We start from the raw sequence: 14586 nt of genomic DNA on the forward strand, positions 1-14586 counted from the left end.
TGGACAAGGGAAGTAGAGAGATGCACCAAGGATGGCTGCTGATCGGGTTGTCGCTCGCCTATCTGGGCTTGCTGTTCCTCATCGCCTATGTGGCGGACAAGAACAAGCGCCGTCGCCCCAAGGGGCAGCCTCTGCTCTACAGCCTGTCGCTGGCGGTCTATTGCACCTCCTGGACCTTCTTCGGCACAGTGGGCCAGGCCAGCGAATCCCCCTGGTCGCCGGTGCCCATCTACCTGGGCCCCATGCTGGTGTTCCTGTTTGGCTGGCGCCTGCTGGCCCGCCTCATCCTGGTGGCCAAGCGCGAGCACATCACCTCCATCGCCGATTTCATTGCCGCCCGTTATGGCAAGTCCCAGCGCCTGGCCATGGTGATCAGCCTCATCGCCGTCATGGGGATACTTCCCTACCTGGTGCTGCAGCTCAAGGCGATCGTCACCGGGCTCGATCTGCTGATGGCCAACAGCACGGGGGTCAGCCCCACCAGCAACATGGCGGAGCTGGCGCTGGGTGTCACCCTGCTGCTGGCCCTGTTCAGCATTCTGTTCGGCACCCGCAACCTGGATGCCACCGAGCACCACAGGGGCATGGTGGTGGCCATCGCCTTCGAGTCCGTGGTCAAGCTGCTCGCCTTCATGGCGGTGGGGGGCTTTGCGCTCTGGCTCATCATCGCCAGACCGAGCGAGGCGCGTACCCTGGTGGCGGGCGACTTCCTCGATGCGGTGGTGGCGGTGACGCCGGGCGGCCTGCTGGAGCTCGCCATCTACACCCTGATCGCCATGTGCGCCGTCATCTGCCTGCCGCGCCAGTTTCACGTGACCGTGGTGGAGAACAACCAGGGGCAGGATTTGCACTGGGCCCGCTGGATCTTCCCCCTCTATCTCTTCCTGATGGGGCTCTTCATCTGGCCGCTGGCGCTGGCAGGCAAGCAGTGGGTCGGGGCAGACATGGCCTCGGATACCTATGTGATAAGCCTCCCCATGTCCCTCGGATTCGACGGCATGGCGATGCTGGCATTTCTCGGCGGTACCTCGGCGGCCACCGGCATGGTGATCGTCTGCACCATCGCCCTGGCCATCATGGTGAGCAACGATCTGGTGTTGCCGGTCCTGCTGCGCCGGGTCTGGCAACAGGGGCGGGACGAGCGCCTGATGCGGTTGCTGCTGCAGGTGCGTCGGGGCGCCATCTTGCTGATTTTGCTGGCGGCCTGGGCGCTCTATCTCTGGCTCGGGGATCTCACCAGTCTGTCGCGCATCGGTTATCTTTCGTTCGGGGCCGTGGCTCAGTTCGCACCGGCCCTGCTGCTCGGCCTGTACTGGCGTCATGGCAATCGCAAGGGGGTCTATCTCGGGCTCGCCCTCGGGGTCAGCCTCTGGTTCGTGACCCTGCTGGCGGAGAGCGGACTGCTGGCTGGCTCCCCTCTCGAAGCCCTGCTGGCGCCGCCGGACTGGCCGGCGGTGCGGGATCTGAGCCTGGGGGCCTGGTGCCTCTTCCTGAGTCTTCTGCTCAACCTGGTCGGCTATGTGGCGGGCTCCCTGCTGTCTCGGGCGGCGGTGAGCGAGCGGCTGCAGGCCGCCAACTTCGTCGGCAAGACGAGCCGGGATACCTCGGCGCTCTATCATGCGCGGGTCTCGGTGAAGGAGCTGGAGATGCTGGCAGCCCGCTTCGTCGGTTCCAGTCGGGTCAAGCGCGCCTTCGGCCGCTTCGCCGGCGAGCGGGGAGGCACCCTGGCGCCCCAGATGCAGGCCTCCGCCGAGCTCATCGCTCACACGGAGCGACTGCTGGCCGGGGTGTTCGGTACCTCGTCCGCCCGCCTGGTGCTGGCCTCCGCCCTGCAGGGACGCAACATGCAGCTCGAGGAGATCGCCACCATAGTGGACGAGGCCTCCGACATGTTCCGCTTCAACCGCGGCCTGTTGCAGGGGGCAATCGAACACATGGGGCAGGGGATCTCCGTGGTGGACAGGGAGCTCAGGCTGGTGGCCTGGAACCGACGCTACATCGAGCTGTTCTCCTATCCCCCCGGTCTCATTCAGGTGGGCCGTTCCATCGAGGAGATCATCCGCTACAACGCCGGACAGGGGCTGTGCGGCCAGGGAGACATCGAGGCCCAGGTGGCGCGGCGGGTTGCCTTCATGAAGCGTGGCAGCCCCCATGTCTCGGCGCGGGAGCGTCCCGATGGCCGGGTCATCGAGATGCAGGGCAACCCCATGCCTGCGGGGGGCTTTGTCATGACCTTCACCGATATCACCCCGTTCAGGGCGGCGGAGCGGGTGCTGCGGGAAGCGAACGAGCACCTGGAGGCGCGGGTGGCCGAGCGCACCCACGAGCTCTCCGAACTCAACCGCCAACTGCTGCTGGTAAACCAGCAGGTGGAGAGGGCCAACCAGTCCAAGAGCCGGTTCCTTGCGGCGGTGAGCCACGACCTGACCCAGCCGCTGAACGCGGCCAAGCTCTTTACCTCCTCCTTGCTGGAGATGCTGCCCCCGGAGGACGAACCGGCTCGCATCGCTCGTCACATCGACGACGCCCTGGGGGCGACCGAGGATCTCATCACGGATCTGCTGGACATCTCGCGCCTCGAGGCGGGCAAGTTCAAGGCGAAGAAGCTCGATTTCGCCCTGAGCGATGTACTGGACAATCTCAAGGCGGAATTCGGCGTGCTGGCCCAGGCCGGTGGGATCCAGTTCTCCGTGGTGGAGAGCCGCCTTGCGGTCTACAGCGATGTGCGCTTGCTGCGGCGGGTGTTGCAGAACTTCCTCACCAACGCATTTCGCTACAACCCCGGCGGTCGGGTGCTGCTCGGCTGTCGCCGCATGGGGGATAAGGTGCGCATCGAGGTGTGGGACAACGGCCCCGGCATCCCGGAGGGCAAGCAGGAGGCGATCTTCGACGAGTTTTCCCGCCTCGATCACTCCCGCACCGCCAGGGAGCAGGGACTTGGCCTCGGGCTCGCCATCGCCCGCGGCATTTCGCAGGTGCTGGGTCATCAGCTCTCCCTGCGCAGCTGGCCCGGAGCGGGGTCCGTCTTTGCCATCACCCTGAACCTCGCGACCCGGCCCGTCATCCCCAGCCAGGTGACGACCCCGGCCTTGCGAGACAGTCAGCTGGAAGGGGTCAGGATCCTTTGCATCGACAACGAGGAGGATATCCTCATCGCGATGGCGTCCCTGCTGGGACGCTGGGGCTGCGAGGTGCGCTGTGCCCAGAGCCAGGAGCAGGCGGAAGAGATCATTGGCGGCGGCTTCCTTCCTGCGCTGGTGCTGTCGGATTATCACCTGGATGACGGCAAGACAGGGTTGCAGGCGCTGCACATGATCAGGCTGGCCCACGGCAACGGTATCGGCGGCATCATCATCAGTGCGGATCGCAAGAGCGAGTTGCAGGCACAGATCCGTGAGCACGGCTTCGGCTACGTGAGCAAACCGGTCAAACCTCTCAAGCTGCGCGCCCTGATGAACAGCCTGCTGATGCCGGTTCAGTGACTGGTCTCACAGAATCGAGCATTGGCTGAACATTTTCTGGATGCCATCCAGACGTCATGATCGCCGATGATTGCGCCTCTTTCGTCGCCATTTTCCAGATTTGGTGATAATTGAGTCTTGTTGGGTGTCACTTTTGGCAGGTGGCACCCGGGCGACTCTCCTCTATAGTCATTCGGCGATTATTTTTGTCGCAAATCAAGTTGTGCAAAAAGGCAAACCGGATGAAAGTCCGGGACGCAAAGCTTCCGGTCTAAGGGTCTGCGTACCTAGGATAGCGGGGCCACCACAGGTTGTATCGTCCATGGGCCAAGCCATGGTTGCGATGTTGTCTGCGTTACCTGGCAGGTTGCGTTGCCTTTTTCGTTGTTAATTCCAATAACGAAATAAGGAAGTTCAAATATGTTAAGTCCAAAACTTTCCCTGCTGGCGCTTCTGGTCGGGGGGCTTTGCACTACCTCCGCCTTCGCCGCTGCCCCGGGCAAACCCACCATTGGCTCCGGCCCCACCAAGTTTGCCATCGTTGAAGTCAATCAGGCCGCTTCGGCCTACAACCAGCTGGTGACCGTCCACAAGGATGGCGCTCCCGTCAGCGTGACCTGGAACCTCTGGTCCGGTGACGTCGGACAGACCGCCAAGGTACTGCTCGACGGCAAGGAGGTGTGGTCAGGCCCGGCCTCCGCCGCGGGTACCGCCAACTTCAAGGTCACCAAGGGGGGGCGTTACCAGATGCAGGTGGCCCTGTGCAACGCCGATGGCTGCACCCTTTCCGACAAGAAGGAGCTGATGGTCGCCGATACCGACGGCAGCCACCTGGCGCCGCTCAATGCGCCCCTCAAGGAGAACAACAAGCCCTACGCCAACAAGTCCGGCAAGGTGGTGGGGGCCTACTACGTGGAGTGGGGTGTCTATGGTCGCAAGTTCACCGTGGACAAGATCCCGGCCCAGAACCTGACCCATATCCTCTACGGCTTCACCCCCATCTGCGGTGGCAACGGCATCAACGACAGCCTCAAAGAGATCTCCGGCAGCTTCGAGGCGTTGCAGCGCTCCTGTGCGGGCCGCGAAGACTTCAAGGTCTCCATCCATGATCCCTGGGCGGCGATCCAGATGTCTCAGGGCAACCTCAGCGCCTGGGATGAGCCCTACAAGGGCAACTTCGGCAACCTGATGGCCCTCAAACAGGCCCACCCGGACCTCAAGATCCTGCCGTCTGTCGGCGGATGGACCCTCTCCGATCCCTTCTATTTCCTGGGTGACAAGACCAAGCGCGATACCTTCGTCGCCTCGGTCAAAGAGTTCCTGCAGACCTGGAAATTCTTCGACGGCGTGGACATCGACTGGGAGTTCCCGGGCGGACAGGGGGCCAACCCCAGCCTGGGCGGCCCGAATGACGGCGCTACCTATGTGGTGCTGATGAAGGAGTTGCGAGCCATGCTCGATGAACTGGAAGCCGAGACCGGCCGCCAGTATGAGCTGACCTCGGCCATCAGCGCCGGCGGTGACAAGATTGCCAAGGTGGATTATCAGGCGGCCCAGCAGTACATGGACCACATCTTCCTGATGAGCTACGACTTCAGCGGCGCCTTCGACCTGACGAATCTGGCCCACCAGACCAACCTCTTTGCCTCCAGCTGGGATCCGGCCACCAAGTACACCACCGACAAGGGCGTCAAGGCGCTGCTGGGTCAGGGGGTGACACCGGGCAAGATAGTGGTGGGGGCGGCCATGTATGGCCGTGGCTGGACCGGAGTGAAGAACTACCAGGCCGGCAACCCCTTCACCGGCACCGCCACCGGACCGGTGAGCGGTACCTGGGAAAATGGCGTGGTGGATTACCGCGACATCGTCAACAACCGCATGGGCGCAGGCTGGGAGCAGGGCTATGACGAGTCGGCCGAGGCCCCCTATGTCTTCAAGGCCAGCAGTGGCGACCTCATCACCTTTGACAACGACCGCTCGGTCAAGGCCAAGGGGCAGTACGTGCTGGCGAACCAGCTCGGCGGTCTGTTCGCCTGGGAAATTGATGCGGACAACGGCGACATCCTCAACGCCATGCACGAGGGGCTGGGCCACGGCGAGGGTACGCTGCCGCCGGTCAACAAGCCGCCGGTTGCCAATGCCGGCAGCGATCTGAGTGCCACCGGTCCGGCCGAGGTGACCCTCAACGGCAGCGCCTCCCATGATCCGGAAAACGGGGCGCTGACCTACAGCTGGAAACAGGTCTCCGGACCCCAGGCCAGCCTGCTGGATGCCACCCAGGCCAAGGCCCGTGTGGTACTGGATGCCGTCAGCAGCGACATCAATCTGGTGTTCGAGCTGACCGTGACCGACGATCAGGGGCTCTCGGCCAAGGATCAGGTGGTGGTCACCAACAAGGCGCCGCAGCCGAACCTGCCCCCCGTGGTCAGCGTACCGGCCAGTGCGACCGTCGAGGCCGGCAAGCAGGTGAGCATCAAGGCCACCGCTTCCGACCCCAATGGTGATGCCCTGAGCTATCAGTGGACAGTGCCGGCCGGACTCAGCGCCACCGGTCTGGACAGCGCGACCCTGGTGGTCACGGGCTCGAACGTGACCAGTGATACGGCCTACGATCTGACCCTGGTGGTCACCGACGGGGCGCTGGATGCCACAGCCGTTACCCGCCTGACCGTCAAGCCGGCCAGTACAGGTGGTGGCTGCGAGGCCAGCGATCCGGATGCGGCCAACCATCCTGCCTGGAGTGCTGGTACCGTCTACAACACCAATGACAAGGTGAGCCACAAGCAACTGGTGTGGCAGGCCAAGTATTGGACCCAGGGCAACGAGCCGAGCCGCACCGCCGATCAGTGGAAACTGGTGAGCCAGGTGCAACTGGGTTGGGATGCCGGAGTGGTCTACAACGGCGGTGATGTCACCAGCCACAACGGCCGCAAGTGGAAGGCCCAGTACTGGACCAAGGGCGATGAGCCCGGCAAGGCCGCCGTCTGGGTCGATCAGGGCGCGGCGAGCTGCAACTGATCTGCCGTGATGAGAAATGGGGCCGAGGGCCCCATTTTTGTCTTGCTGCGTGGTCGGGTGTCTCTTCCTGTCAGGGGAAAGGCGCACTCGCTTTGTCAAAAAGGCCCGTCAGGGCCTTTTTTCATGGTTTGTCACCGGTTTACAGCGGTTTTTGCCACAGGCTGAGCAGCAGATCCTGCTCGAGGGCGTCGGGCCCCTGGTGGGTGAAGGCGTGGCGCTGCTCGCCGCTGGCACGCCAGCCGAGGCGACTGGTCTCCAGAATGTGCTCGCGCAGGCCCTGATCCAGCGCCGTACTGAACTGGGCGCGTTGCTGGGCAACACTGACAAGCCCGGTGAGGGCGGGCCAACTCAGGGGATGTTCCATGCTCACCGGATTGAGGCTGACGCGCAATTGCCACTGATGGCGAGGGCCTGGCTGCACGTGGAGCAGATAGCCGCCCGGCGCCAGCCAGCTGACCAGGAGTTCCGTCTTGACCTTGAGGTCGTTGACCAGCAGCACCTGGGCCGTGCCAGGCAGTAGCGGGGCGCGCGCCGGGTCGGCGATGACGAACTGGCCTTCCGGTTGCGCCTTGTTGGCGGCGAAGATGGCATTCTTGGCCAGATCGAAACCGCCGACATGCCAGCCGGACAGCCGCTCAGCCAGGGCGCGGCAGTAGTACCCCTCGCCACAGCCGAGGTGGACAAGCTCGCGCTCGCCAAGAGGAGCGAGCAGGTTCGCCATGGCGTCCACCAGAGGCAGCTGGTGGCCTTGTTCCAGGAAGCGGCGCTTGGCGCGCAGCAGGGCCCGGCTGTCACTGTCCTTGGGGTTCTTCTTGCCGGGGATGAGGTCCAGATAGCCTTCCGGTGCGGGATCGAAGTGGTGCTTGTTGTCGCAATAGACCCCGCGGGAGGCGGCATGAAGGTGCAGGGGGCTGCGGCAAAGGGGGCATTGAAGGTGCATAGAAGTTCTCTTGGCGAAGGCCATGACGGCGGGGCGTTCGGGATTATAGGGGAGAGGATCGGAAAAGGCTGCCATGGGCAGCCTTTTTATCCAACGGCGCTGTGCGGGCGCCGTCGGCGGAACCCGGTCAGCGGGTACCAAACACCACTATGGTCTTGCCGTGGGCGGAGATGAGCTCCTGCTCTTCCAACATCTTGAGGATGCGGCCGACGGTTTCACGGGAGCAGCCGACGATCTGGCCTATCTCCTGGCGGGTGATCTTGATCTGCATGCCATCCGGGTGGGTCATGGCATCCGGCTGTTTGGCCAGGTTGAGCAGGGTCTGGGCAATGCGGCCTGTCACGTCCAGGAAGGCGAGGTTGCCGACCTTCTGGCTGGTGTGTTGCAGGCGCTTGGCCATTTGACCGGATAGACGCATCAGGATGTCCGGGTTGACCTGGATCAGCTGACGGAACTTCTTGTAGGAGATCTCGGCGACTTCACAGGCGCCTTTGGCACGCACCCAGGCGGAACGCTCCGGATTCTCGTTCTCTTCGAACATCCCCATCTCGCCCAGGAAATCCCCCTGATTCAGGTAGGAGAGGATCATCTCCTTGCCTTCGTCATCCTTGATTAGGACGGCGACGGTGCCCTTGACGATGTAGTAGAGGGTTTCCGCTTTTTCACCGGCGTGGATCAGGGTGCTCTTGGCGGGATACTTATGAATGTGGCAATGCGACAAGAACCACTCAAGGGTGGGATCGCTTTGCGGTTTGCCAATGATCATGAGACTTCCTCTGTAGTGTCATTTTTATGGACTGTGCGTCCAGGCAAGTTGCCAAGCTTGCCATTCCTTACTCTTTGGTCGCAGTAGAATAAGAGCCTTTGCCTGTGCTGACAAGGCTTTGGGGTTTTGCCGTCCACCGGTGAGCCGCCATTTGCTGCGTCGTCCGGGGCATTCTAGGCAAGAAGAGGAGGTCGGATGTTGATTTCGATCTATTTCCCTTTGGGTCGTCGTCCGTTTCGCAGGAGAGGCTGCTGTCGCCACAAACGGGGCTTTATCGTCGGGAACGGGCAAGATCCTGGCGCATGTGCCACTCGACCCCGGCTTGAGGTATGCTATGGGCGTTAGAACCGTCGTCATTGAGAGGAAAGTGAGAGATGAAAGCCAAGGTCAGCTGGGTGGAAGGCATGAAGTTTGTGGGGGAGAGCGAGTCCGGTCATCAGGTGACCCTGGATGGCGCCAACCCGGGTGAAGGTGCCAGCCCGATGGAGATGATCCTGCTGGCTGTCGGCGGTTGCAGCTCCATCGATGTGGTCTCCATCCTGGAGAAGGCTCGTCAGTCCGTGACCGCCTGCCATGTCGAACTGGAAGGGACCCGCGCCGATACCGTTCCCCGGGTATTTGAGCAGATCCACCTCAAGTTCGTGGTGACCGGCAAGGGGCTGGCGGAGAAGCAGGTCGCCCGTGCGGTGGATCTGTCCATGGAAAAATATTGTTCAGTTTCCCTGATGTTGGAAAAAGCGGTAGAAATTACCCATAGTTATCAAATTCTTGAGGGTTGACCGCTATAGTTTGTCCCGTCGATAACGCCATGACATAAGGAAAGTGCGATGAAAAAAATGATGATGTTGCTTCCCCTGTTCGGTCTGGCCGCCTGCAGCATGCCGCAGCCGACCCAGTATCAATACAGCCAGTATCAGTGCGGGGAAGAGTTGCTGGCCATCACCTATGATGCCCAGGCCGACATGGTGCAGTTCCCTTATGCCGGTGTCTATCACAAGCTGGGGCGCATCGAGTCGCCCAAAGAGACTGCCAGCTATTCCGACGGGGTGACTACCTTCTCCCGTCAGGACAAGCAGGCTACCCTGGTCAAGAGCGGTGTGACCCAGCTGACCTGCGAGTTGAAGTGACCCTGATGCCGTCACGGCGTGCATGGAAAACGGCCTGCGTGAAGCAGGCCGTTTTTGTTGAAAGAGACATCACTCTGACGGTAGCGAGCCCAGCAGCTGGGCGGCCAGTTGCTGGCTAAGCTGGCCACGGGCTTCCTCTGCGACAGGCGCGTCGCTGGCGAGCTGGATGGCGCTGCTCCATACAGCTTTCTGGCTATGCCCGTCGAGCAGCACGACGGCCAGGGTCCCCTTGCGGGCATTGGCGGCGGCGTTCAGGCCCGGTGTCATGCCGAGGCGGGAGAAGATCTCGCCATCGCTCATGTCCTGGCTGCCAGCTACCCCGATGGCGACCCAGACGTCGGCCTCATCCAGGGGAACGCTGCGCCAGCCTTTGCCGTCCAGTTGCCGGATGACGGCCTGCTGTACCGGCTCGAGCCAGGACGCGGCGCTGTTGCCCGCATACTGGAACTGTTCGGCCAGCGCATAGCGTGGTGTCGTCCCGTAGGTCCAATGCTCCGCCGGGCGAACCACCATGGTGCCCGTTTCGACCGTGGGTGCGGCGGGGCCGGAGCTGCAACCGCCCAGCAGGGTTGCCAGCGTGAATGAGAGAAGTGCAGCGCGCATCATTAAGCTCCTTGGCTCAGGTGATCTTGCCCGTTTCGATCAGTTGCTGGATCAGGGGGCGCAGGATCAGTTCCATTGCAAAGCCCATCTTGCCACCCGGCACGACGATGGTGTTCATCCTGGACATGAAGGCGCCGTCTATCATCGACAGCAGGTAGGGGAAGTCCACCTGCTTGATGCCCCGAAACCTGATCACCAGCATACTCTCGTCCAGGCTGGGTATCACCTTGGCGCTGAAGGGGTTGGAAGTATCGACGGTCGGCACCCGCTGGAAGTTGATGTGGGTGCGGGAGAACTGCGGCGTGATGAAGTTGATGTAGTCGTCCATGGAACGCACGATGGAGTCGGTCACCGCCTCGCGGGAGTGGCCGCGTTCCGAGGTGTCGCGAATGAGCTTCTGGATCCACTCCAGGTTGACGATGGGCACCACGCCGATGAGAAAGTCCACGTGCCGCGCCACGTTGTGTTCCCCCGTGACCACGCCGCCATGCAGTCCTTCGTAGAACAGCAGATCCGTCTCGCCGGGCAGATCCTGCCAGGGGGTGAAGGTGCCAGGCATCTGGTTGAAAGGCACTGCCTCGTCGAAGCTGTGCAGATAGCGCCGGTACTGGCCTGTGCCGCTCTGGCCATACTCCTGGAAAAAAGACTCGAGCAGACCGAAGTCGTTGGCCTCCGGGCCGAAGTAGCTGATATGCCGCCCCTGCTCCCGGGCCTTGCGGATAGCCACGTCCATCTCGGGCCTGGTGTAGCGGTGAAAACTGTCCCCCTCGACCACGGCCGCCTTGTATCCAAGCTGGTGGAACATGGAGCGAAAGGCGTTGGTGGAGGTGGAAGTACCGGCACCGGACGAACCGGTGACCGCGATGATGGGATGCTTGGCGGACATAGAATTCTCTCTTCCTTGGGAGTTCCGTTATAAGGGGTGGCCCAAAGTGCGGTCAAGTGCGCCGTCATCCTCCCGCTGCCCCCACGCTTCCCGGCAATAGCGGTGAACAAGGGCTGCCCTGTGCTCTGGGTACGTTGGAATAGGTGCTGCTGGGTGGCGAACTGGTCATGCGGCCTGATGATGTGAGCTGGATAGGTGGAGGGCGGGGTGAGCCGCCCGATAAGCCGTGACCGCGTTACGCTTGGGGGAAGTCGTCAGTGGGTGACTTGCTTAAATGAGTCTTTGGGACGACATTGACACTTTCGTGCAGCTCGCTGTAGACAAGCACGGCGCTACCTTGTAGCAATTGTTGCCTGACTGCTTCGACCTTGTCGGTCAGGCTGACATCCTGTTCACCGTATTCGGTGCCTTCTTGCAGCACAAAGTGTTCGAGCAGGTTGGTGAGGGTGTCCGGCTCCAGTTCTTGCCAGGGGATAATCATGATTTCATCTTCACTCAGTGGGTTGCGGATATTGTCGGTGTCTGGTCGGCAAGCGCAAGGGATTTGTCTCGTTTTGGACGAGGGGTGCCATGCAATCCATTGACGCACGCCGACCCTCCAGTCAATTCGAACAGCACCTGTTCGATGCCCGCCGCCGCGCCCTGAGCGCCGGTTTGCGCTGGTACTGGGTCATCAATCTCATCGCCCTCGTATTTCTGCTGACCCGCTTCTACATCTATCGGGATGCACACCTGGTACTGGTCGGCAACCTGCCCTGGTCCTACAAATGGCAGCTCTTTGCCATGATAGGTGTTGGCCTGCTGCTGCCGCTCGGGTGGGGCTGGCTCTCCCGTCAATCCCATGCCATCTGGCTGGTGTCCCTGTGCGTCTGTGCCCTGGCCTGGGGGCTGGCCTGGGCCATGGTGGGTTACACCATCTCGATCGTCGACTTGAAGGGGGGCTTCAGTTTCATTTTCAACATGGTCAGTCTGTTGCTGCTGACCGGTCTCGTCGCCGCGTATTGCGATGTGCGGCTGTTTTACGCACTGGTGTCGGTCCCCCTGCTGTTCTTGTTGGTGAGAGCCTCCTGGAGTCCTGAGCCCTTTGTTCTGGTCAACACCATAGTGGTCGGGGTCTTGCTAGTGGTGCTGGAGACGGGACGGCGCATGCTCAACGGCTGGTTCGAGCTTGCGGTGTCAAGGGAACACGACAACCTGATGCTGGCAAACAAGATGAATGCCATGGCCAACCGGGATCCCCTGACCGGCATAGCCAACCGTCGCCACTTCGATCAGGCGTGCAAGCGTGCCATTGCGCAAGGCACCACCCAGGATGTACCGCTCACCGTGATCCTGCTCGATGTGGATTTCTTCAAGCGCTACAACGATCGCTATGGGCATCAGGCGGGGGATGAGTGCCTGATCCTGGTGGCCGAGTGCCTGGAGGAGAGTGTGCGGGAGCCCGGCGATCTGGTGGCGCGCTACGGGGGAGAGGAGTTCGTGGTGTTGCTGCAGGAGACGACGCTGGCCGGTGGCCAGGAGGTGGCGGAGCGCATTCGCGCCACTCTGGCGGCCAGGGCTCTGCCCCATGAGGATTCCGACGTAGCCCCCCACCTCACCCTGAGCCAGGGGATAGCCCAGTGGCGAGCCGGGGAGAGCCTCGTCATGTTGCTCGAGCGGGTCGATGGCGCCCTCTATCAGGCCAAGGAAGAGGGGCGCAACGGTTATCGGCTCGCACCCTGAGTCTGTTGCCGCAACCACTGGCTGATGCGCTCATCCAGCCAGAAACGGGGGCGCCAGGGAGAGCCGTGCAGGAAGCCCACGTGGCCGCCCTGGCGGCTCAGCTCGTAGCGCACCAGAGGGGAGAGCTGCTCCGCCGCCGGAATGACGGCATCGGTCATGAAGGGATCGTCGGCGGCGTGAATGACGAGGGTCGGGATGGGAATGCGGGCCAGCAGGCTCAGGCCGGAGCAGGTCTGGTAGTAGTGATCGGCGCTTTCGAAACCATGGAGCGGTGCCGTCACCAGCTCGTCGAACTCCCTCAGTGTGGCGATGCGGGTGATCTGGGTCGGCTGCCAGCGCGCCCGTGCCGCGCTCTGGCGCCGGATCTTGCTTTGCAGGTTGGTTCGCATAGTCCGCAGCAGGTAGTTCTGATAGACCCGTGAGAAGCCCTGATTGACCCGATCGGCACAGCTTGCCAGTTGCAGCGGTGCCGATACTACTACCGCCGCTTTCAATGGTGCCGGGCAGGCCCGCGCCAGCAGATTGACCAGCATGTTGCCCCCCAGGGAATAGCCGATGGCGACCAGGGGACGGCCAGGAAAACGCCGCCCCAGCTCGGCAATTACCGCCTGGGCGTCCTCGATGGCGCCCGAGTGATAGGCCTGCAGCAGCCGGTTCGGCTCGCCACTGCACCCCCGAAAGTGCATCAGCACCGCCTCGTTCCCTTGCCGCTGCAGGTGGGCAAAGAGCCCCTTGGCATAGTGGGAGTGAATGCTCCCCTCCAGTCCGTGGAACACCACCACCAGGGGTTGTTCATCCTGGCCGGGTTCGCCGCTCCAGGCCAGATCAACGAAATCGCCGTCCGGGAGTTCGAAGCGCTCCTGGATGAAGCGGGCAGGCGAGCGGCGCAGCCACTTGGGCAAAATGGTTTGCAGATGGGGGTTGCGGGCCCACCAGGGGGCGTGAAAGTGGCTTTCTGTCAACATGCAACGACTCGGAAGAGCAGGGAGGAAAAGGGGGCGGCGAGCCCTTGGCTCGCCGCGACATCAGGCCAGCAGACGATCGTGGTGCTCGGCGCCGCGCAGCATGGCCTGGATAAGTTCGTTGGCTTCAAACTTGGTGAGCGCCTCGTGGGCGCCGACCTGATGGGCCCGCTCCACGCTGATCTCGCTGGAGAGGGAGGTGTGCAGGATGATGTAGGCTCCCGCCAGCTTGGCATCGCTCTGCACCTCGAAGGCCAGCTCGTAACCATCCAGTCCCGGCATCTCGATATCGCTCACCAGGATGTCGATCCGCTTGCCCTGGGAGACCCGGGTCTGCATCAGGGTGAGGGCGTCGCGTCCGTTGGTGCAGACCTCGTAGGGGATGTTGATGTAATCGAGCGCCGCCATGAGCTGGCGACGGGCGACAGAGGAGTCGTCTACCAGCAGGATCCGCATCGGCTTGAGCCGCTCGCGCTGCACGTCGGTCAGCACGGGGTAGAGATGGCTGGGATCGTCCGGATAGACCCGCGACAGGATGAGTTCCACATCCAGCAACTGGATCAACTGATCTCCCACCCGGGTCACGCCGGTGACGAAGACGTTCTGTCCCAAGGAGGGAGGGGGCGGCTCGATGTCACGCCAGTTGCACTCGGTGATCTTGTCGATGCCCCGCACCAGAAAGCCCACCAGGGTGCGGCGGCAATCGGTGATGATGATGAAGCAGCGGGGCATCTCCTCCCGGCTGATGGGGCGGTAGCCCACGGCCATTGCCATGTCGATCACCGGGATGGTGGTGCCGCGCATGCTGGCGGCCCCGAGCACGGTGGGATGGGATTGTGGCAGGGCGGTGAGCTGGGTGTAGGGCACGATCTCCTTCACCTTGAGGGTACCGATGGCGAAGGATTGTCTGGCAGAGAGGTGGAACAGCAACATGCCCTGGGATTGGTTGGCCTTGCTCGTCATGGCGGATGTCCTGTTGATCTAGTCGGTGACGGTCAATCGGGTGTTCAGCATAAAGGATGGTGACATGAATGACTCCTTTGTTGTTAGCGGCGGTGAGCCGCAAAACTGGATTTCTTTTGCCATCCTTTTATGCCTCTC

General features: G+C 62.3%; 12 protein-coding genes and 1 riboswitch. Of the genes, 5 read left to right on the forward strand and 7 right to left on the reverse strand.

Annotated features, from left to right (window positions below):
• The first annotated feature begins 20 nt into the window (after positions 1-20).
• Complete coding sequence (locus PG892_RS00480; protein WP_210555922.1) at positions 21-3482, forward strand: hybrid sensor histidine kinase/response regulator; 3462 nt, start codon at positions 21-23, stop codon at positions 3480-3482.
• Positions 3483-3683: 201 nt separating this feature from the next.
• Positions 3684-3770, forward strand: a riboswitch (cyclic di-GMP riboswitch).
• Positions 3771-3881: 111 nt separating this feature from the next.
• Positions 3882-6479: a glycosyl hydrolase family 18 protein gene (locus PG892_RS00485; RefSeq protein ID WP_043152616.1), complete on the forward strand. Its 2598-nt coding sequence runs from the start codon at positions 3882-3884 to the stop codon at positions 6477-6479.
• 139 nt (positions 6480-6618) lie between these two features.
• Here PG892_RS00485 and PG892_RS00490 read toward each other — a convergent pair whose 3' ends face one another.
• Together PG892_RS00490 and crp are read right to left on the reverse strand one after the other, a co-directional pair.
• On the reverse strand, positions 6619-7419 hold the full coding sequence (locus tag PG892_RS00490; protein ID WP_210555921.1) for a putative RNA methyltransferase: 801 nt from the start codon (positions 7417-7419) through the stop codon (positions 6619-6621).
• Positions 7420-7546: 127 nt separating this feature from the next.
• Positions 7547-8185, reverse strand: coding sequence for a cAMP-activated global transcriptional regulator CRP (gene crp / locus PG892_RS00495; protein ID WP_010673237.1), 639 nt, complete (start codon positions 8183-8185; stop codon positions 7547-7549).
• A 374-nt stretch (positions 8186-8559) separates the two neighbouring features.
• On the opposite strand from crp, the gene PG892_RS00500 reads away from it, so the two are divergent.
• The gene (locus PG892_RS00500; protein WP_010673238.1) at positions 8560-8964 is read left to right on the forward strand and encodes an OsmC family protein; all 405 of its coding nucleotides are present in this window, start codon (positions 8560-8562) and stop codon (positions 8962-8964) included.
• Positions 8965-9012: 48 nt separating this feature from the next.
• Positions 9013-9312: a hypothetical protein gene (locus PG892_RS00505; RefSeq protein WP_010673239.1), complete on the forward strand. Its 300-nt coding sequence runs from the start codon at positions 9013-9015 to the stop codon at positions 9310-9312.
• Positions 9313-9381: 69 nt separating this feature from the next.
• On the opposite strand, the gene PG892_RS00510 is transcribed toward PG892_RS00505, so the two are convergent.
• From PG892_RS00510 to PG892_RS00520, 3 genes are all read right to left on the reverse strand, one after another.
• The gene (locus PG892_RS00510; protein ID WP_109111707.1) at positions 9382-9915 is read right to left on the reverse strand and encodes a DUF4136 domain-containing protein; all 534 of its coding nucleotides are present in this window, start codon (positions 9913-9915) and stop codon (positions 9382-9384) included.
• Between the two features lie 16 nt (positions 9916-9931).
• A complete protein-coding gene (locus PG892_RS00515; protein ID WP_010673241.1) occupies positions 9932-10801 on the reverse strand; it encodes a phosphoribulokinase in 870 nt (289 codons plus the stop codon).
• Positions 10802-11036: 235 nt separating this feature from the next.
• Positions 11037-11282 carry a YheU family protein gene (locus PG892_RS00520; protein ID WP_010673242.1) on the reverse strand — a complete coding sequence of 82 codons (246 nt, stop codon included), beginning with the start codon at positions 11280-11282 and terminating at the stop codon, positions 11037-11039.
• Positions 11283-11371: 89 nt separating this feature from the next.
• On the opposite strand from PG892_RS00520, the gene PG892_RS00525 reads away from it, so the two are divergent.
• Positions 11372-12523, forward strand: coding sequence for a GGDEF domain-containing protein (locus tag PG892_RS00525; RefSeq protein ID WP_202042080.1), 1152 nt, complete (start codon positions 11372-11374; stop codon positions 12521-12523).
• Here PG892_RS00525 and PG892_RS00530 read toward each other — a convergent pair.
• Entirely contained in the window at positions 12505-13488 is a 984-nt protein-coding gene (locus PG892_RS00530; protein ID WP_210555920.1) for a hydrolase, read from the reverse strand. The two genes, PG892_RS00525 and PG892_RS00530, sit on opposite strands and share 19 nt — an antisense overlap.
• A gap of 60 nt (positions 13489-13548) precedes the next feature.
• On the reverse strand, positions 13549-14448 hold the full coding sequence (locus tag PG892_RS00535) for a chemotaxis protein (RefSeq protein ID WP_210555919.1): 900 nt from the start codon (positions 14446-14448) through the stop codon (positions 13549-13551).
• Between the last annotated feature and the right edge of the window lie 138 nt (positions 14449-14586).

The organism is Aeromonas sp. QDB68, from assembly GCF_027707405.1.
GTDB classification, from domain to species: domain Bacteria; phylum Pseudomonadota; class Gammaproteobacteria; order Enterobacterales; family Aeromonadaceae; genus Aeromonas; species Aeromonas caviae.